Annotated in this window: 12 protein-coding genes and 1 pseudogene; 6 read left to right on the top strand and 7 right to left on the bottom strand. The window is 74.1% G+C overall.

Annotated elements, in window-relative coordinates; genetic code table 11:
* The first annotated feature begins 402 nt into the window (after window positions 1-402).
* Entirely contained in the window at window positions 403-1,794 is a 1,392-nt protein-coding gene (locus tag OEB99_RS19415; protein WP_263578961.1) for an HNH endonuclease signature motif containing protein, read from the top strand.
* A 223-nt stretch (window positions 1,795-2,017) separates the two neighbouring features.
* On the opposite strand, the gene OEB99_RS19420 is transcribed toward OEB99_RS19415, so the two are convergent.
* The 3 genes from OEB99_RS19420 to OEB99_RS19430 all read right to left on the bottom strand — a co-directional run bounded on the left by OEB99_RS19420 (window position 2,018) and on the right by OEB99_RS19430 (window position 6,430).
* Window positions 2,018-3,412 (bottom strand): S1C family serine protease, encoded by a 1,395-nt coding sequence (locus tag OEB99_RS19420; protein ID WP_263578962.1) that lies wholly within the window; start codon window positions 3,410-3,412, stop codon window positions 2,018-2,020.
* 247 nt (window positions 3,413-3,659) lie between these two features.
* On the bottom strand, window positions 3,660-5,477 hold the full coding sequence (gene menD / locus OEB99_RS19425) for a 2-succinyl-5-enolpyruvyl-6-hydroxy-3-cyclohexene-1-carboxylic-acid synthase (protein ID WP_263578963.1): 1,818 nt from the start codon (window positions 5,475-5,477) through the stop codon (window positions 3,660-3,662).
* Entirely contained in the window at window positions 5,474-6,430 is a 957-nt protein-coding gene (locus OEB99_RS19430) for an o-succinylbenzoate synthase (protein ID WP_263578964.1), read from the bottom strand. Before OEB99_RS19430 ends, menD begins: the two co-directional genes overlap by 4 nt.
* Before the next feature lie 278 nt (window positions 6,431-6,708).
* Here OEB99_RS19430 and OEB99_RS19435 point away from each other — a divergent pair, with 278 nt between their 5' ends.
* Window positions 6,709-7,680: a 1,4-dihydroxy-2-naphthoyl-CoA synthase gene (locus OEB99_RS19435; RefSeq protein WP_263578965.1), complete on the top strand. Its 972-nt coding sequence runs from the start codon at window positions 6,709-6,711 to the stop codon at window positions 7,678-7,680.
* A gap of 33 nt (window positions 7,681-7,713) precedes the next feature.
* Here the strand turns inward: OEB99_RS19435 and OEB99_RS19440 are convergent, their stop codons facing one another.
* Together OEB99_RS19440 and OEB99_RS19445 are read right to left on the bottom strand one after the other, a co-directional pair.
* Window positions 7,714-10,266 (bottom strand): putative bifunctional diguanylate cyclase/phosphodiesterase, encoded by a 2,553-nt coding sequence (locus tag OEB99_RS19440; protein ID WP_263578966.1) that lies wholly within the window; start codon window positions 10,264-10,266, stop codon window positions 7,714-7,716.
* Between the two features lie 147 nt (window positions 10,267-10,413).
* Window positions 10,414-11,490: a DUF3048 domain-containing protein gene (locus OEB99_RS19445; protein ID WP_263578967.1), complete on the bottom strand. Its 1,077-nt coding sequence runs from the start codon at window positions 11,488-11,490 to the stop codon at window positions 10,414-10,416.
* A 77-nt stretch (window positions 11,491-11,567) separates the two neighbouring features.
* Here OEB99_RS19445 and OEB99_RS19450 point away from each other — a divergent pair, with 77 nt between their 5' ends.
* Both OEB99_RS19450 and OEB99_RS19455 read left to right on the top strand, forming a co-directional pair.
* Complete coding sequence (locus tag OEB99_RS19450) at window positions 11,568-12,698, top strand: AMP-binding protein (protein WP_263578968.1); 1,131 nt, start codon at window positions 11,568-11,570, stop codon at window positions 12,696-12,698.
* 95 nt (window positions 12,699-12,793) lie between these two features.
* Window positions 12,794-13,663, top strand: a complete 870-nt coding sequence (locus tag OEB99_RS19455) for a 1,4-dihydroxy-2-naphthoate polyprenyltransferase (protein ID WP_263578969.1) — start codon at window positions 12,794-12,796, stop codon at window positions 13,661-13,663.
* 216 nt (window positions 13,664-13,879) lie between these two features.
* Here the strand turns inward: OEB99_RS19455 and OEB99_RS19460 are convergent.
* A pseudogene (locus OEB99_RS19460) lies at window positions 13,880-14,062 on the bottom strand (DUF4229 domain-containing protein); the annotation flags it as partial.
* Between the two features lie 217 nt (window positions 14,063-14,279).
* Here OEB99_RS19460 and OEB99_RS19465 point away from each other — a divergent pair.
* Window positions 14,280-15,329, top strand: a complete 1,050-nt coding sequence (locus tag OEB99_RS19465) for a winged helix DNA-binding domain-containing protein (RefSeq protein ID WP_263578970.1) — start codon at window positions 14,280-14,282, stop codon at window positions 15,327-15,329.
* A 184-nt stretch (window positions 15,330-15,513) separates the two neighbouring features.
* On the opposite strand, the gene OEB99_RS19470 is transcribed toward OEB99_RS19465, so the two are convergent.
* On the bottom strand, window positions 15,514-16,761 hold the full coding sequence (locus OEB99_RS19470) for a serpin family protein (RefSeq protein ID WP_263578971.1): 1,248 nt from the start codon (window positions 16,759-16,761) through the stop codon (window positions 15,514-15,516).
* 349 nt (window positions 16,762-17,110) lie between these two features.
* On the opposite strand from OEB99_RS19470, the gene OEB99_RS19475 reads away from it, so the two are divergent.
* Window positions 17,111-18,775 carry an ABC transporter substrate-binding protein gene (locus OEB99_RS19475; RefSeq protein ID WP_263578972.1) on the top strand — a complete coding sequence of 555 codons (1,665 nt, stop codon included), beginning with the start codon at window positions 17,111-17,113 and terminating at the stop codon, window positions 18,773-18,775.
* The last annotated feature ends 58 nt before the right edge of the window (window positions 18,776-18,833 follow it).

Raw genomic sequence — 18,833 nt, forward strand, 5'->3', positions numbered from 1 at the left:
CGGCGCTTGCGGCGGTGAGGCGCGGGCGGTGCGAGGTGCTGGCTGGGGCCACGGGGCGCGCCCCCGCCGGACGCGCCAGGGCCGGGTCCAGGTCCGCTCGTCCACATGGGCCCCGGACCGACCGGACGCGAGGTCCGACCCATCTGTGGACGCGGCACCTTCAGCGGCGACAGTGGATGAAAGCCCAGGTCAGAGGCACTATCGATCTTGACACGCCTGTTGCTGACCGCTAGGCTCGAACACATGTTCGACAGCCCGCGCGCGCAGCTCCCCGGGTGGGCTGTCGCCGGCCCTGCACCCAGCGAGGGTGGGTTCGCTCCGACGGGCCGGCCGGGAACGCCGACGCATCACCGTTCCGTTCCGCAGCAGACTGCCCTCCCGACACCTCTGGAGACCGCTGCGGTGCCGACGACCGCGGGCGGGGCGGGAGCGGCCGCCTCGCTCACGTCAGCGGCTCGGGCCCTCGCGGCAGCCTGCACGCGCTGTGCGGACTGGACCGCGGCGGATCGCGCCGCGGCGCTGCGAGAGCTCGAGCGTGCGTCCGGGGCCCTTGCGATGGCCCGGTCGCGGCTCCTTGTCGCCGAGCGGGACGAGGGCACGGCGATCCGCCCGGGAGACCGCGACCTCGTGGCCGCTCGCGCCAGGCAGGCGCGCACCGGACTCGGCGAAGCCCGGCGTGAGATCCGGCTCGCAGACGCGCTCGAGGCGATGCCTGCAGTCGAGCAGGCGGTCGGTGACGGCCGACTCCCCCTGGCGCACGCCGACGCCCTCGCCCGAGCCAACGCGCGCGCCGGGGAGAACGCTCAACGACGACTGGCCGAGCCGGAGACCCAGGCGGAGCTGGTGCGGATGGCCGAGCGTCTGCCGTTGCGGGACTTCGCCGCCGCAACCGACCGGATGGTCGCCCGATGGGACCCGACGTCCGTCGAGCGCGACCACGCCGCCCAGCGAGCGGCCCGCTTCCTCATCCTCACCCAGCGCCCCGACGGTACCCACGTGCGCGGGCGCCTCGACCGGGTCGCGGGGGCCGCCCTGCGTGCCGCGCTGGACGGGATGGGCATCGCGCCGGACGCCGAACGCAGCAAGGAGCAGGCTGACGCCGACGCCCTCGTCGCCGCCGTCGAGCGTGGCACCAGCGGAACCGCCGGAGTCCGGCGGACCGGGCGTCCGGCGGAACCGTCGGCCGCACAGGCCTGGGACGACGTGCAGCGGGACGCCGACTCGCGGGTGAGCGGGCGGTCCGTCCGGCCAACCGTGTGCGTGCTGGTCCCGGCCGAGACCGTGGCCGAGGTCGCCGCGCGCCGCGCGCCGACGGCGGAGACCGAGCCTGCCTTGCTGGACGACGGCACGGTGCTGCCGATGAGCGAGCTCGGCCGGTTCCTCTGCGACTCCGAGATCGGCCGCCTGGTGCTCGACGCGGACTCGACTCCGCTGGACGCTGGACGAACCGAGCGGTTGTTCACGGCGGCACAGCGCCGCGCGATCATCGTCCGGGATCGCGGCTGTGGCTGGAACGGCTGCGACGTGCCGGCCGCCTACTGCGAGATCCACCACATCCGCTGGTGGGATCGCGACCGCGGGCCGACGGATCTTGAGAACGGAGTCCTGCTCTGCTCGCACCACCACCACACGGTGCACGCCCACGACCTCGCGATCACACGCCTCGGGCCCCCGGCAAGACCGGGAGACGGCGTGTGGGCCGAACCGCGGCGCTACGAGTTCCGCGACCCCTACGGACGCGCCTTCAGCGTGCCTACCGGCGATCCCGTCGCCGACCTCGAACGCACGGGCTGAAGGGGCGTCGCTGGGGTCTGGGGCCGCTCGACTCGCGGCCCGGCGCTTCAGGCGACACCACAGGACTCGAGGCCGGGCACACCCCAGGGCGACACCACAGACTCGGGGCCAGGTACACCTCGGGCCGGGATGCCGCGCGCATCCCGGCCCGAGGTTAGGGGGCAGGTGTCCGGTAGGGCCTCCTCAAGCCCTTCTGCCCCGGGGCAGGCTCCTCAGGGCAACGTCACTGAGAGCCGGAGCTGAGCGCCGCGAAGGTGACATCGACGTCGAACGCCGAGCCTCCGCGGACCACTGTGAGAGTCGCGCTCTGACCGGAGGCCAGCTCGCGCACATAACCGGTGAGTGACTCGGCGCCGTTCACCGGGTTGCTGTCGATCGCCACGATCACGTCGCCGACCTGGAGGCCGGCGTCGTCCGCGGGCGAGCCCTGGGTGATCTGCTCGATCACCGCACCGCGCCGCGTCACGCCATCGGCGGTCGCCGTGCCGTCACTCAGCGAGACGCCCAGGAAGGCGTGCGACGCCGTGCCGGAGTCGAGCAGCTCGGCCGCGACGCGATCGACCAGGTTCGACGGGATCGCGAAGCCCAGCCCGATCGAGCCCGACGACTGCGACAGCGACGCGATCGACGACGTGATGCCGATGACCTCGCCCGAGCTGTTGAACAGCGGGCCACCACTGTTGCCCGGGTTGATGGCGGCGTCGATCTGGATCGCGTTGGTGACGACCGTCGTGCTGCTGCCGTCCGATGTGGAGACCGGGCGATCGATCGCGGAGACGATGCCCGTGGTCGCGGTGCTCGACAGACCGAGCGGGTTGCCCACGGCCATGACGGCCTCGCCGACCTGCACCTGGTCGGAGTCACCGATGCTGGCCGGCACCAGGTCGCTCGGCGGGTCGGTCAGCGCGATGACGGCAAGGTCCGTCGTCGGGTCGGTGCCGACCACGGTCGCGGAGTAGACCCGCCCGTCGGACAGCGTCACGGTGATGCCACCCTGAACGGCGTCGGCGACCACGTGGTTGTTGGTCACGATGTTGCCGCTCGAGTCGATGATCACGCCCGACCCCTCAGCGGTGCCGCCCTGGATCTGCACCTCGATCGCCACCACGGACGGACGAACCGCCGCCGCGACTGCCTCCCAGTCCGGAGCGGCGGCGCTCGAGCTCGACACCGGGACGCTCGAGGTCCCCGTGTCGTCCAGCGACGCGAGGGACACCGAGGTGGTGTTCTGCGGCTCGAACGCACCCAGCAGGCCGGCCGTCCCGAAGCTCGCGAGCACCGCGGCACCTGCGGCCGCGGACACGATCGGCAACCAGAGACGGTTGCGGCGCGGCGGCGGCGGAGTCTGCCCGACCGGCTGCTCGGAGCCGAGCGGGGGCTCACCACCACCTGCCGGCGGGGCGGGCGGCGCAGGCGGGTACGGGCCGTAGGTGTTCGCGCCCTGACCCGTAGGCGAGCCATACGGGTACTGGGGCGCCACCGGCGGGTAGCTGGCCAGGGGCGGGGTCGTCTGCGCGGTCGGCGCGACGGTCTGGACGACGCCGGACGGCGCCACCCACGGAGCCGCGGTCTGCGGGCGCATGGGCTGGCCGTTCTCGGGCCTCTCGGACGGGTGCATTGTCGACCTCCTTCGACCTCTAGGAGACCTCAGCCCGCTGATCACCCGCTGGGGTCGACCTGGGAGTCTCCTGAGAGACCGGTCGGGGAGGGTGACAGGAGGCTCGTGGCGGGACCGAACGCTCTGGGAAGGAGGCGAAGCGGACCCGGGCGAGCGGCTGAGCGGCCGAGGCGGACGCGGCTGAGCGGCAGAACGGCCGAGGCGGGAGTGGCTGAGCCGGCGAGGCGGACCCGGCTGGGCCGGACGGTCAGTCGACCGCGGACCGCACCGACTCGGACAGCCGCGCCGCGAGCTCGCGCCGGCGGCTCCGGTCGACGTGCACCTGGAGAACGCTCGTGCCGTGCACGGGGTCGCGGAGGGCCGCAGGCAGCTGGGCGGCGGAGACGGCCCGGTGGGGCACGCCGTAGCCGGCACAGAGAGCCGCGATGTCCGCATCGTGCGGCGTCGTCATGACCCGTTCGGCGAGCGGGGCCAGCGCGGGATCGCCGTGCTCGAGCGTCGCGAAGATCGACCCGCCGCGGTCGTCGGCCACGATCACCTGCAGGTCCGGACGTTCCTCGCCAGGCGGCGAGAGGAGCCCGCCGACGTCGTGCAGGAACGCGAGATCACCGAGGTACACCCGGACCGGACGGCCGAGCCCCAGCGCGAGCCCCGTTGCCGTGGACACCGTGCCGTCGATCCCGGCGAGCCCCCGGTTGGCGACCACGAGCGGCGGGTCGTCCCAGGCAGCCACGAGGTCGAGATCGCGGACCGGGTTGCTCGCGCCGACCACGAGCACGTCCCCCGGGCCGAGCTCGGCCGCGAGCAGTGCGGCGACCAGCGGGCCACTGTCCGCCCCCTGCTCGCCGATGAGCACGTCGGCCACGGCACGCGCGGCCGCCCGCCCGGCCTCCTGCCATCGCGGCAGCCAGCCCATGCCACGGCCGAGATTGCCGCGCATCAGCTGACCGGGCACTCCCGGCACCACCAGGTCCGCGCGTCGCGCCGCGTCAGTCCAGTCCCGGCCGCGCTCCGCCACGACCCAGACCTCGACGTCGGGACGCGCCAGCAACGCCTGCACCGGTCGCGACAGGGTCGGCCGGCCGAGCACCACCACGCGTTGAACCTCGGACGCGAGCGTCGTGCCGTCCAGCAGCAGCCGGTACACGGGGATGCGGTTGGGGCCACCGCCGACCCGCGCCGAGGGTTCGGCCAGCAACGGCCACTCGTTCGCATGGGCGACCACCGACGCCTCCACCCCTGCGTCGTCGCCCGCGACCACGACGGTGCGCACACCGTCGGATGCCGACACCGGACGATTCGCGTCGGAGAACGCCGCCAGCTCGATGCCGGCCGGCGTCCCGGGGTGCGCGTGCACCCGGGTCAGCCCGTCGGTCGACGGAGCGGGCCACGGCCCCGTGGGCACCAGTGGCTCCCGAAAGGCGAGGTTGACGTGCACGGGTCCGGGGTTGTGATCGCGGCTGCCGAGCGCGACGCCGACGGCACGGGAGACGACGTTGCGGACGTCCCGATCCTCGTCAGGTCGACCACACGGCGCAGGCACGTCGAACGTGATCCGCACCGCGGGCTCGAGCAGCCCGACCTGATGCGTCGTCTGGTTCGCACCGGTGCCGCGCAGCTCGTGCGGGCGATCGGCGGTCAGGAACAGCAGCGGCAGACCGGAGTGCGCCGCCTCGAGCGCCGCGGGGAGCAGATGGGCGACCGCCGTGCCCGACGTGGTGATCACGGCCACGGGCCGCTGGTCTCCGCTGCGCCTGGCCGCGCGGGCCAGGCCGAGGGCGACGAAACCGGCCACCCGTTCGTCCATCCTGACGTGCAGACGCAGCCGCGGCGCGTTCGGGTCGCGGGTCGGGTCGTCGTCCGCGAGGGCCGCCTCGGCGACGGCATACGCCAGCGGTGCGCTGCGCGAGCCGGGTGCGAGCACCACATCGCGGACGCCCAACCCGGCCAGCGCCTGGACCAGGACCCGCGCCGCCTGGGTCGACGGGTTCCTGGCGCTGTCGAGCGGGCTGTCGAGCGGGCTGTCGAGCGGGCTGTTCATCGCGCCATCCCTCGGTCCGGTCATGCCGCCACACCTACGACCCGGGCCACCCGGGCCGCCCACCGCGCCGTGAGCTCGTCGTCCGCGGCGTGGGTGGCCAGCAGAGCCCGCTCGGGACTGACGGCGCGGACGCGGATCGCTCCGTCGACCGGGGTGAGCGGCTCGGCCACCACGTCGTCGGCGAGAAGCTGCGCCGTCGCGAGCCCGCACGCATACGGCAGCTCGGGCAGCGCCGCCGCGAGCGCCACGCCCGCCGCCAGCCCGACGGAGGTCTCGAGCGCCGAGGAGACCACGACCGGCAGCCCGGTCTGCTCCGCGAGCCTCAGGCAGGCGGACACCCCGCCCAACGGCGCGACCTTGAGCACCAGCACGTCGGCGCCGCCCGCCCGGGCCACCGCGAGCGGGTCCTCGGCGCGGCGCACCGACTCGTCGGCCGCGACCGGCACGTCGAGCGCGCGACGCACCGCCGCCAGGTCCTCGACCGTCGCGCACGGCTGCTCGACGTACTCCAGGCCACCGGCCGCGCGGTCGAGGACCGGTAGTCGCTGGAGGGCCGTGGCGAGGTCCCAGCGCCCGTTCACGTCGATCCGGATCGCGCCGCCCGGGCCGAGCGCGTCGCGGACCGCCTCGAGCCGCGCGACCTCGTCACCGAGGTCCTGGCCGACCTCGGCCACCTTGACCTTCGCGGTGCGGCAGCCCCCGGACGTGAGCACGAGGCGGCGAGCGGTCTCGGGGTCGACGGCCGGCACGGTGACGTTCACCGGCACCGCGTCGCGGACCGGGGTGGGCCAACCGTGGTCGGCGGCCTCGCGAGCGGAGGCCCACCAGGCGCGCGCCGCGACGTCGTCGTAGTCCCAGAACGGCGCGAACTCGCCCCAGCCGGCGTCACCGCGCACGAGCACCCCGTCGCGCGAGGTCAGACCACGGAACCGGGTCCGCAGCCCCAGCCGGTAGACCCAGGTCGCCTCGGAGTGCACAGCGACACGGTAGTGCCCGGGTCGGCACCGAGCCCGAGGGGCCACGTGGCGGGCCGCGCGGGGGCGGGGCCGATCGGGCGAGCAGGCCGGGGGTCGAGGGGCCGGGCGGCGGGCCGGGCGGGGCCGGCCTCGGTCGGGCGAGCAGGCCGGAGTCGAGGGGCCACGTGGCGGGCCGGGCGGGGCCGGCCTCGGTCGGGCGAGCAGGCCGGGGCCGAGGGGCCGGGCGGCGGGTTGTGACGACCCGACGGGCCCGTGACCGCGCCCCTACGCTGGCGCCCATGAGTGCACTGCCCCGCAAGGTCTCCGAGACGTTCGACCCGCAGCGCTGGCGAGAGGTCGACGGCTTCGCGGACCTCACGGACATCACGTACCACCGAGGCGTGCTCCGGAACGCCGGGCCGGCGAGCGGCGACGCGACGGCAACCGAGCGGGACCTGCCGGTGGTGCGGGTCGCGTTCGACCGGCCCGAGGTGCGCAACGCGTTCCGGCCGCACACCGTCGACGAGCTGTACCGCGTGCTCGACCACGCCCGGATGAGCCCGGACGTGGGGGTCGTCCTCCTGACCGGCAACGGCCCGAGCCCGAAGGACGGCGGCTGGGCGTTCTGCTCGGGTGGCGACCAGCGGGTGCGCGGCAGGGATGGCTACCGGTACGCGACCGGGACCGGCGAGTCCGACCCGCTGGATGCGGCTCGGGCCGGCCGGCTGCACATCCTCGAGGTGCAGCGCCTCATCCGCACCATGCCGAAGGTGGTCGTCGCAGTGGTGGACGGCTGGGCCGCCGGCGGCGGGCACTCGCTGCATGTGGTCGCCGACCTGACGATCGCGTGCCGGGAGCACGGGATGTTCAAGCAGACCGACGCGGACGTGGGCTCGTTCGACGCGGGGTACGGCTCCGCGCTGCTGGCCCGCCAGGTCGGCCAGAAGCGGGCCAGGGAGATCTTCTTCCTCGCCCGGACCTACACGTCGACGGACGCCGAGCGGTGGGGCGCGATCAACGAGGTCGCCGAGCACGCGGACCTCGAGGGCCTCGCGCTGGAGTACGCCCGCACGATCGCCGGCAAGTCGCCGCAGGCCGTGCGGATGCTCAAGCTCGCGTTCAACCTCGCCGACGACGGGCTCGCCGGCCAGCAGGTGTTCGCCGGTGAGGCGACCCGCCTGGCCTACATGACCGACGAGGCCGTCGAAGGTCGCGACGCGTTCCTCGAGCGTCGAGACCCGGACTGGTCGGCGTTCCCGTACTACTTTTAGCCACTGGGCTACCGGGCTACCGAGCCGCGCGGCTCACTCCTCGAGCAGCGCGGTGAGCCGCTCCCCGGTCATGGGCCGACCGATCAGGTAGCCCTGCGCGCGTGTGCAGCCCATCTCCTTGAGCAGCCCGAGCTGCTCGGCGGTCTCGACCCCCTCGGCCACGGTCACCAGCCCGAGCGCGCGGGCCAGCCCGATGATCGCCTCGACGACGGCCGTGTCCTGCTCGCGCCGGCCGAGCCCCGACACGAAGCTCCGGTCGATCTTGAGCTGGGTCACCGGGAACCGGGTGAGGTATGCCAGCGACGAGTACCCGGTGCCGAAGTCGTCGATCGCCAGCCCGCAGCCCTCGGACGTAATGTCCCGCAACTCGGCCAGCATGTCCTCGTTCGCGTCCAGCAGCACCCGCTCGGTGATCTCGAGGTGCAGGTCCCTGGCCCGGAGCCCGGACGCGGCCAGCGCCGAGACGACCTGGTCCCGGACGGCCAGGTGCCGGACCTGGCGCGGTGAGACGTTCACCGACATCTGGGTGCCCGGACGGATCTCCTGCCACCGAGCGAGCTGCCGCGTCGCCTCCTGCAGCACCCAGCCGCCGATCGGCACGATCAGCTCGCTGTCCTCGGCCACGTCGATGAACTCGGCCGGGCTGAGCAGGCCACGTTCAGGGTGCTCGAGTCGCAGCAGGGCCTCCGCGGCGACGATCGTCCCCTCCGGCAGCGACACGACCGGCTGGTAGAGCAGCCGGAACCCGTCGTCGCGCAGAGCCGTCCGCAGGTCCTCCTCGACGGCCAGCCGCCCGACGGCGAGCGCGTGCAGGTCGTCGTCGTACAGCGCCCACGGGTCCGCGCCGCGGTGCTTCGCGTGGTACATGGCCAGGTCCGCCCGCCGCAGCAGGTCGTCGCCGCTCGTGGTCGGGTCGGTCGTCGTCGCGACCCCGATGCTCGGCCGCACGACGATCTCGCGGGTGCCCAGGAGGATCGGCCGGATGATCGCGGCGTGCAGCCGCTCGGCGATCCGCACCGCCGAGAGGTCGTCGGCGACCAGGCTGCCCACGACGAACTCGTCACCGGCGATCCGCGCGGCCGTGGCGTCGGCGCGCAGGACGTCGGTGATGCGCGTGGACACCTCACGCAGCAGGTCGTCGCCCGCGGCGTGACCGAGGGTGTCGTTGACGTCCTTGAAGTGGTCCAGGTCGAGGTAGAGCACCGCGGCCCGCCCACCGGTGCGCGCCATCGTGCGGGTGGTCTGGGCCAGGTGATCCATCAGGAGGGTCCGGTTGGCGAGCCCGGTCAGCGAGTCGTACAGCGCGCGGCGCTCCAGCTCGGCCTCGACCGCGCGGCGTTCGGTGATGTCCTCGACGTGCGTGATGACGTACTGCGGACCGCCGTCCACGAAGGCGGGCGCGGCGGACATCCGGACCCAGACCGTCTCACCGTCGGCGCGCACCAGTCGCTTGTCGCGGCGGTAGCCGGTGCGGTCACCGGCCCGCAGGCCGGCCAGCAGCTCCTCGTCGCGCGCGCGGTCGTCGGGATGGGCGAACTCCGTACCCAGCCGCCCCTCCATCTGGACGGGCTCCATGCCGAGCATGGCGGCGTAGGTGCCGTTGACCTTGACGTAGCGGAGCCCGACCTCGTCGAGCTGGGCGATGGCCATGCCGACCGGGGCGTCGTCGAACGCGAGCCGGAACCGCTCCTCGCTCGCGGTGAGCGCCTCGTCGGCCGCGTGGCGAGCGGTCACGTCACGCCACGACGCGATCAGGCCACCGTCGATCTCCACCGCTCGCAGGTCGACCCAGCGGGACGAGCCGTCCTCCGCGACAACGCGCACGTCGTCCACCACCGCCGGGTGTCCGGTCCGTACGACCTCCAGCCCCATCGTCAGGAGGTCCACGCTGTCGGTGCGGCCCAGCTGGGCGCCGAGCCGCGTGCCCTCGTCGATACCCCACTCACGGGCGGCCCGGTTGAGGTACCAGGCCCGCAGGTCCACGGGCGCGCCGTCGTCGTCGAGCACAGGCAGGGCGAGCATCGCGGGGTCGGGGTGGTTGCGCAGCACGGCCTCGAACCGCGCCTGCGCGGCCGCGCGCTCACGCTCCGCCTCGAAGCGGCGGCTGACGTCGTGCCAGGTGACCAGCAGCTGGTCACCGAGGCGCGTCGCACGAAGGTCGATGAACCGGAAGGTCGCCGAGCCGGGCGCGGCCTGGACGCCGTCCAGCACGAGGGCGTGCCCGGTGAGGAACGCCTCCAGCAGCTGCGCACCACGCACGCCGGCGGTGAGCTCGGACCCGAGCCCCATCCCGAAGCCCGAACGCTTGCCCCAGGCCAGCGCGGCTGCGTTCGCGTAGACGACCACGAGACGGGTCGGCGCGTGCGCGTCGGGCTCGGGGGAGGCAAGGACGATCGGGTCGAACGTCTCGTCGAGCGCCGCGCCGGCCCACCAGGCGAGGTCGTCCACGCGCACCGGAGCCGCATCGGGGCGAGCCGGACCGGGCTCCCGCCCGAGGTCGTCCACGCGCGCCGGAGCCGCGTCGGGGCGAGCCGGACCGGGCTCCCGCCCGGGGTCGTCGACGTGCTCGGCCCGCGCTGTCCGCACGTCCCGCTCGTCCCGCATCGACCCCCCAGCCCCCGTGCTCCGAGCACGGGACCTCGATGGTATCGGGGCTCGCCGCCGGGAAGCGTCGGCGTTCGGCCGTTCGGCCGAGCGCCCGCGCCCTCGCCGGCGGGCCGACGGGTGACCGGCTCAGCCGATGGTGACCGAACCCGTGCCCTGGGGCACGAGCTCGACCCAGGTGTTGCCAGGTGCGAGCTCGACGGTCTGCCCGTCAGCGGTGAGCAGCTGCAGCGGGGTGTCCTCGGCGTCCTTGTGCCACGTCACCTCGAGGACCTTGCCGCCGGTCGCGACCCAGCCCTGACCGTCACCCACGAGGTTGTAGGTGGGGACGGGCGCTCCGAGCTGGGCGTTGAACCCGCTGTCCGGGTGCGGCGCGACGACCATCACCACGTTCACCGCACCGATCCGGTCGCCGCTGGCCACCGTCGCGGGAGTGCTGCCCTCCGACCGCAGCCATCGGCCGCTGGCGGCGTCCCACGTCCACGACGGGCTGGACTCGGTCGACAGCCGCAGCGAGACCGTCGCGGCGTCGGTCCCGGAGACCACCGCGGTCGCCCCCTCGGCGTGGCGCGCGAACGCGAACTGCTGCGGCGGGGTCGACGAGTGGTCGGCGTCGGCGTTGTCCATGAACGTCTGGACGTCGCCGTAGACGTTGTGCGGCGCCGAGCGGAAGGACACCCGGTACATGCCGGGCGCGCCGTAGTCGAAGTTCATGCCCTGGATGCCGGCCTTCGGCACCAGCGCGAGGATGCCGGCCTGCCCGCCGGAGAACACCAGCGGCCCCTGCAGCGGCGCGGCGATCGCCATGTCCATCGGCCGCACGGACCGGATCGGGCCGATCCCCTCGGGCGTCTGGGAGTGGAACACCGCCACCAGCCGCGAGATGTCGAAGTCGATGATCGTCTCCCAGACGATGTCCGCCTGGTCGAGTCCGGTCTGGGGGCGGGCCAGGTGCGAGTTCTCGATCTTCACGGCGACGGCCGGCCGGTCCGGCAGCTCGTCGGTCTCCACCCCGGTCAGCGGCCACACGGTCGGGACCACCGGCTCGGGCGGCGTGGTCCGGACCGGCTCGATCGTCGGGGTCACCGTGACGGGGTCCGGCGGCTGTGCCGGCTCCTGGGTGCAGCCGGCGAGCGCGACCGCAAAGAGAACGGTCAGACCGGCCGCGGCACGGGACCGCAGCGAGCGGGAGGGGGCGAAGCGCACGACAGCTCCTTGGGCGTTGCCGACTCTCGGGGCGCCGGTGGCGCCGCCTCACTCTACGTCCCGCCTAGGGTGGAACTGTGCGACCCCTCCTCCCGTGGCCGGTGTCCGGCCGACCGGTAGGTGCCCTCGCGCAGGAGGTCGCAGCCGCGCTCGACGGCTCCGGGCCGGCGCTGGCGCCGCACGGCGGGACGCCGCTGCCACCGCTCCCGGCCCACGTGCCGGACGAGGTCGCCGCCGTGGTGCACACCTCCGGGTCGACCGGTGTCCCGCGAGGAGTCCTGCTCGACACCGCAGCACTGCGCGCCTCGGCGGAGGCGACGCACGAGCGGCTCGGCGGCCCGGGGCGCTGGCTGCTGGCCCTGCCGGCGCAGCACGTCGCCGGGCTGCAGGTCCTGGTGCGTTCGGTGCTCGCCGGCCACGAGCCGGCCGTCGCCGACCCCGGCGACATCGTCGCCATCGCAACTGCCGCCGCGGGCGCCCGCTACGCGTCCGTGGTGCCGGCGCAGCTGCACCGCGCGGTGTCGGCCGCCGACGACGCCGGTGGGCTGGACCGGGCCGGCCTCGGACCGCTCGCCGGGCTGGACGCCGTGCTCGTGGGCGGGGCGGCGAGCTCGCCCGACCTGCTCGACCGGGCGCGCGACCTCGGGCTGCGGGTCGTGACGACCTACGGGTCCACCGAGACCGCGGGCGGCTGCGTCTACGACGGCGTGCCGCTGACGGGCGTGGAGATCGAGCTCGACGACGGCGTCGTGCTGCTCTCCGGACCGACGCTCGCGCGCGGCTACCTCGACGGGGACGCGGGCTTCGAGGTCCGCGACGGCCGGCGCTGGTTGCGCACCGCCGATCTCGGCCGGCTGGTCGACGGACGCCTCCAGGTGCTGGGGCGGCGCGACGACGTACTGGTGGTCGGCGGGACCAACGTGGTGCCGAGCAGCGTCGAGCGGGTCCTCGTGACGCTGCCGGAGATCGCCGAGGCGTGCGTGGTCGGCGTGACGTCGGAGCGATGGGGCGTGGCGCCGGTCGCCGTCGTGGTCGCGGGCCGGGGAGCACCGGACCTCGAGCGGGCGCGGGACGCGGTGGTGCGTACCCTGGGCTCCGCCGCGGCCCCGCGGCGGCTGGTGGTCGTGGCGGCTCTGCCGCTCCGAGGCCCGGGCAAGGTCGACCGGGTCGCCGTGGCACACCTGGCCGCGCAGGACCCGGCAGACTGACGCGTCGGAACCGGCGCGCCGCCGCTCGCCGAACCGGTGCGGGAGGACCAGCGCCGGACGACGCACCGTCGCCGTGTGACGCCCGAGGAGGACCGATGGCCACAGCAGCCGAGTGGCTCGAGGGCGCCCGCCTGCGCACGTTGCCGGCGGCGGTGGCACCCGTGCTGGTCGGCACCGGCGCGGCCGCCCAGCTCGGGTCGGCCGACCTCGGCCGCGCGGGCCTCGCCGCGGGTGTGGCGCTCGCCCTGCAGGTCGGCGTGAACTACGCGAACGACTACTCCGACGGGATCCGCGGCACCGACGTCGACCGGGTCGGCCCGATGCGCCTGACGGCGAGCGGCGCGGCGCGTCCGGGCCAGGTCAAGGCGGCCGCGTGGGCGGCGTTCGGGGTCGGCGCGGTGCTCGGGCTCGCCCTGGTGGCCGTGAGCGGGCAGTGGTGGATGATCGCGGTCGGCGCGCTGGCGATCGCCGCGGCGTGGGGGTACACGGGCGGGCGCAACCCGTACGGCTACCGCGGGCTCGGCGAGGTCGGCGTGTTCGTGTTCTTCGGCCTGGTCGCCGTGCTGGGCACCACGTGGACCCAGGCCCTCGCTCTGTCCTGGCCCGCGTGGGCCGGGGCGATCGGCATCGGCCTGCTGGCCTGCGCGCTGCTCATGGTGAACAACGTCCGGGACGTACCCACCGACGCACTCACCGGCAAGCGGACCCTCGCGGTCCGGCTCGGCGAGCACCGGGCCCGCCGGGTGTACGCATGGTTCCTCGGCCTGTCGATCGTGCTCGGCGCCTCGTGCGCGGTGGTGGCGCCGTGGTCACTGCTCGTGCTGCTGCTGCTCCTGCCGGCCGTGATGCTCAGCAGCACCGTCGTCCTCGGCGCGCGCGGCGCCCTGCTGCGACCGGTCCTCGCCGGGACCGGGATGCTCGAGCTCGCCTACGGCGTCCTGCTCGGCCTCGGCCTCGCGCTCTGAGGAGGCGCCCGCGAGCGGGTCGGCCTCGGCGTCGGCCGGACGGCCGACGTCGACGTCGCCCTCCAGAGGACCGCCGGCCAGCAGGCCGGCCTCGGCGTCCTCGGCGTCGACGTCGCCCTCCAGAGGATCGCCGGCCAGCAGGCCGGCCTCGGCGTCCTCGGCGTCGGCGTCGGCCGCCAACCCGGTGCCGAACCGGCCGGCGGAGCGCCCGCTGACCCGGTCGTGCAGCCACAGGGCGGCAGCATCCCGCGAGCGCCCGAGCAGCACGTAGGACAGCGCCCAGGCGATCAGCGCCGCGAGCAGCACGAGCAACCAGCCGCCGACCCGCAGCCAGTAGAGCGCCGCGAGCGCCGCGGCGAAGAGGGCCAGGCGTTGTGCGGAGTAGACCACCAGGGGCACGTCGCCACCCTAGGTGGTGCCGGGACGCCCGGTGGCCGGGTCGGCCGGCGAGGCCGGGTCGGCCGGCGAGGCCGGGACGGCCGGCGGGGGCAGGACAGCCAGCGGGGCCGAGACAGCCAGCGGGGGCAGGACAGCCAGCGGGGCCGAGACGGCCGGCGGGGCCGGGAAGCGCGTCGGGGCCGGGAAGCGCGTCGGAGGCACGACCTAGCCTGAGCGCATGACACGGGGTCCGGCCGAGCTCGCCCTGCTTCGCCTGGTGGCGCAGCGGGTCGCCGGCCCGCCGCTGGCCGACCCGCCGTCAGTGGTGCGCCACCTGCTCGCGGCCCAGGGCCAGGACGCGGCCGGCGTGGTGCGGTCGATCGCGCTGCGGTGCGGAGCCGGCGGGGACGACGTGCTCGCCGCGTACGACAGCGGCACGATCGTGCGTTCGTGGCCGATGCGCGGCACGTTGCACGCCGTCGCGGCCGAGGACCTCGGCTGGATGCTGGCCCTGATGACCGGTCGGCCGCGCGCCGCGGCGCTGCGGCGACGCGGCGGGCTGGGCCTCGACGAGAGCGACGTCGGCACGGCGCACGGGGTGGCCGAGCAGGTGCTGCCGGGCCGTGGCCTGCCGCGCGCCGAGCTCCTGGCCGCGTTCGGAGCCGCCGGGCTGCCGACCGACGCGGGGCGCGGCTACCACCTGATCGTCGAGCTCGCGCAGCGCGGCGTGCTCTGCCAGGGCCCGCACGACGGCGGCAGCGAGCAGCGCTTCGTGCTGAACGCCGAGTGGATCAGCCACCCGCGGGAGCTGAGCGGCGACGAGGCTCTCGCCGAGCTCGCCCTGCGCTACCTGCGCTCGCACGGCCCGGCCACGGTGGCCGACCTCGCGCGGTGGTCCGGGCTGCCCCTCGGGCAGGTGCGCACCGGTCTCGCCGCGGTCAGCGACCGCCTCGCCCGGCTGGACGTCGGCGGTACCGAGCACTGGCTGGCCCCCGAGGTGCCGGGACTGCTCGACGAGTACCGCGCGCCGGCCGAACGGGTGCACCTGCTGCCCGGCTTCGACGAGATCGTGCTCGGCTACGCCGATCGCACGGTGACCGTGCCGCCCGACGTCGCCGACCGGGTGGTTCCGGGCAACAACGGAGTGTTCCGACCGACGGTCGTGCATCGCGGCGTGGTGGTCGGGACCTGGACCAGGTCCCGGACGGGCGTCGAGGTCGAACCGTTCTCCCCGCTGTCCGCGACGGTCGAGCGCGGCGTCGCGGCAGCGGCGCGGCGGCTGCCGTAGGCGGCGAGGAGGCGGGCGGTCGTCCTGCACGGCGTCGCGGCAGCGGCCCGGCGGCTGCCGTAGGCGGCGAGGAAGCAGGCGGTCGTCCCGCGCGGCGTCGCGGCAGCGGCGCGGCGGCCGTAGGCGGCCCGGCGGCCGAGGGCGGGACGGCTCACACCGATCCGCCGAGTCGTCAGGCCGACCCTCAGGCCGAGGCGTCCTGGATGACGGCGACGAACAGCGGCGAACGGGTCGCGGTGTCGGTGAGCACCAGCAGGTAAGGCCGGTCGACCACCAACGAGGGACGCTCGCCCGGCGCGGAGCCGGCCATCCCCGCGCCCGCGGCGGCCGCCGCCGTGGTGCCCTCCTCGTCGACGTCGAGCAGCACCTTGAGCACCACCTGGCTGACGACCAGGTCCTCGCCGAGACCTGACCAGTCACCGTCGGCCGGCAGACCCATGTCGGTCAGGGTGGCCAGGAGCTGGTGGGTCTGCTCGCGGTGCAGCCGCGGCATCGCGACGTCGCCGGGCACGTCCTCGGCCTGCTCGAGCCCGGCGAGCACGTCCGCGCTCACCGCGCACGGGTCGACGCCGTCGGGGGGCAGGACCACGATGGCCGCCATCGTGCCGTCGACGTAGTCGAGCTCGGCCCGCTGCCAGCCGTCCGCCTCGGCGATCGCCCCCTCGCCGCCGAGCATGAGCGGCACGGTCACGTCGCCGTCAGCCGTGTGGAACGGCGCGTCCACGGTCTCGGTGAAGGGTGTCGTCCAGGTCGCGTCGAGGTACAGCGCATCGGTGAGCACCACCCGGATGTCGGGGCTGAGCGGCTGGTCGAACAACGTCGGGATCAGGCCGTGCGTGTCGTCCCGCACCGAGTCGTTGATCCGCCGGGTCGCGCCGTCCGGGTCGCCGGCCAGGTCGACCTCCCACACGCTCGCGTCGAACGCCGTCGCGACGTCGTCGAGGTACTCCTGCTCGGGCGCGACGCCGAGCGCGGTCCACAGCCGGTTGCTCATCTCGAGCGTGTCGCGCCCCTCCTCGGTCGAGGACAGCGAGGTCAGGGCCGTCGTGTGCTCGCGCTGCGCCGCGACGAGGTCGTCGGACCAGAGCGGCTCGTGCAGCAGGTCGGCGAGCGCGGTCGCGGTCCCGCCGCGCGCTGCGGGCTGGAGCATGCCGAGCACCTCCGCGAGCGCGGTCGGCGAGACCAGCACGTCCTGCGAGCCGGCCGGTTCGCTGCACAGCGCGTGCACGAGGTCGAGACCGAACGCGGTCTGCGCGTCGGCGACGTCGCCGGCGTCGAGCTGCCCCGGCGGCACGCTGCGGACCTGCCCGGTGTGCTGCACCGCCTCCGCCGCCTGACCGCACCCGGCCAGCGTGACCAGGCCGGTGATCGCGACCAGCGCCGCGAGCGCGCCCGGGACCCGCGCTCGCCCGACCATCGCCGAACCCACCATCGAGGTTCACCTCCACGTCCCCGGGCCGGTCCACGTCCACCGGCCGCGCCGGTCCACCCCGGCAGGGCCGCGCCGGTCCGCCCCCGCGGGGCGCGCGGTCCCGCCTCCACGTGGACTGTGTCGCCGGCCACCGAGTCCTGACGCGCGGATGAGGTCACGATCCGGCATCCGAAGGTCACGGTTCGGACTCGCCCGGGGGGTCGCCCTGAGGCACGCCCGCACGACGAACATTGCAGGGGCGTAAAAATCGTGAACAGTGTTCATCTGTTGGGACAGGAGTGTGCTAACCATGGACAATTCCCCGCGCTGGGCCCGGTTTCAGCGCGCTCCTCAGGAGAGAAGGTCACGCATGGTTCGCCTGCCTCATCGCCGAGCCGCCGCCGCCGCGGCGGGTCTCGCCGCGACGGCCCTGGTTCTCACCGCCTGCTCGAGCGGCGGTTCCGACAACGGCGACGGAGGTGACAGCTCCGGCGGTGGGTCCTCGGACTCGATCATCATCGGCACCACCGACAAGATCACCACGATCGACCCGGCCGGCTCGTACGACAACGGTTCGTTCGCGGTCATGAACCAGGTCTTCCCGTTCCTCATGAACACCCCGCTGGGCAGCCCGGACGTCGAGCCGGACATCGCCGAGTCGGCCGAGTTCACCTCGGACACCGAGTACACGGTGACCCTGAAGCCGGGCCTGAAGTTCGCCAACGGCCACGACCTCACGTCGTCCGACGTGAAGTTCACCTTCGACCGCCAGCTCGCGATCGGCGCCTCCGGTGCCGACGACGGCAACGGCCCGAGCTCGCTGCTCTACAACCTGGACAGCGTCGACGCGCCTGACGACACCACGGTCGTCTTCCACCTGAAGTCGGCGAACGACCAGATCTTCCCGCAGATCCTGTCGAGCCCGGCCGGCCCGATCGTCGACGAGGAGGTCTTCGCCGCCGACGCGCTGACCCCCGACGCCGACATCGTCGCGGGCAACGCGTTCGCCGGTCCGTATGTCATCACCAGCTACGACCAGAACAACCTGGTCAGCTACGCGGCGAACCCCGACTACCAGGGTCTGCTCGGCGCACCGAAGACGGCGAACGTCGACGTCAAGTACTACGCCGAGGAGTCCAACCTGAAGCTGGACGTCCAGCAGGGCAACATCGACGTCGCGTACCGCTCGCTGTCCGCGACGGACATCGAGGACCTGCGCGGCGACAGCAACGTCCAGGTGGTCGACGGTCCCGGCGGTGAGATCCGCTACATCGTCTTCAACTTCGACACGATGCCCTACGGCGCCACGACCCCCGAGGCCGACGCGGCCAAGGCCCTGGCGGTCCGCCAGGCCCTCGCCGACCTGGTCGACCGCGAGGAGATCGCGACCCAGGTCTACAAGGGCACGTACACCCCGCTGTACTCCTACGTCCCGGCCGGTCTGACCGGCGCCAACGAGGCGCTCAAGGACCTGTACGGCGACGGCTCGGGTGGCCCGGACGCCGACAAGGCGGCCCAGACCCTGTCCGACGCCGGCGTGACGACCCCGGTCGAGCTGAGCCTGCAGTACAACCCGGACCACTACGGCTCCGGCTCGGCCGACGAGTACGCGCTGATCAAGGACCAGCTGGAGTCCAGCGGCCTGTTCACCGTGAACCTGCAGTCCACCGAGTGGGTGCAGTACTCGAAGGACCGCACCACCGACGTGTACCCGGCCTACCAGCTCGGCTGGTTCCCGGACTACTCCGACGCGGACAACTACCTCACGCCGTTCTTCCTGATCGACAACTTCCTGCACAACCACTACGAGAACCAGGACGTGAACGACATGATCCTGGAGCAGGCCACGACCTCCGACCCGGAGGCCCGTGCCACGCTCATCGGCGACATCCAGACGGCCGTCGCCGAGGACCTGTCGACCGTGCCGCTGCTGCAGGGTGCCCAGGTCGCGGTGACCGGGACGGACATCTCGGGTGCCGCTGACACCCTGGACGCCTCGTTCAAGTTCCGCTACGGGGCCCTGTCGAAGGGCTGACCTGACCGGGGACCGGGCGCTCGGCACAAGCCGGGCGCCCGGTCCCACGTCCGGCCCG

The sequence above is a fragment of the Actinotalea endophytica genome (genome assembly GCF_025717005.1).
Classification (GTDB): Bacteria; Actinomycetota; Actinomycetes; order Actinomycetales; family Cellulomonadaceae; genus Actinotalea.

Coding starts and splice junctions, on each gene's coding strand:
- OEB99_RS19420 (WP_263578962.1), bottom strand. CDS start 3,412: ATGCACCCGTCCGAGAGGCCCGAGAACGGCCAGCCCATGCGCCCGCAG.
- menD (WP_263578963.1), bottom strand. CDS start 5,477: ATGACCGGACCGAGGGATGGCGCGATGAACAGCCCGCTCGACAGCCCG.
- OEB99_RS19455 (WP_263578969.1), top strand. CDS start 12,794: ATGGCCACAGCAGCCGAGTGGCTCGAGGGCGCCCGCCTGCGCACGTTG.
- OEB99_RS19475 (WP_263578972.1), top strand. CDS start 17,111: ATGGTTCGCCTGCCTCATCGCCGAGCCGCCGCCGCCGCGGCGGGTCTC.
- OEB99_RS19435 (WP_263578965.1), top strand. CDS start 6,709: ATGAGTGCACTGCCCCGCAAGGTCTCCGAGACGTTCGACCCGCAGCGC.
- OEB99_RS19465 (WP_263578970.1), top strand. CDS start 14,280: ATGACACGGGGTCCGGCCGAGCTCGCCCTGCTTCGCCTGGTGGCGCAG.
- OEB99_RS19470 (WP_263578971.1), bottom strand. CDS start 16,761: ATGGTGGGTTCGGCGATGGTCGGGCGAGCGCGGGTCCCGGGCGCGCTC.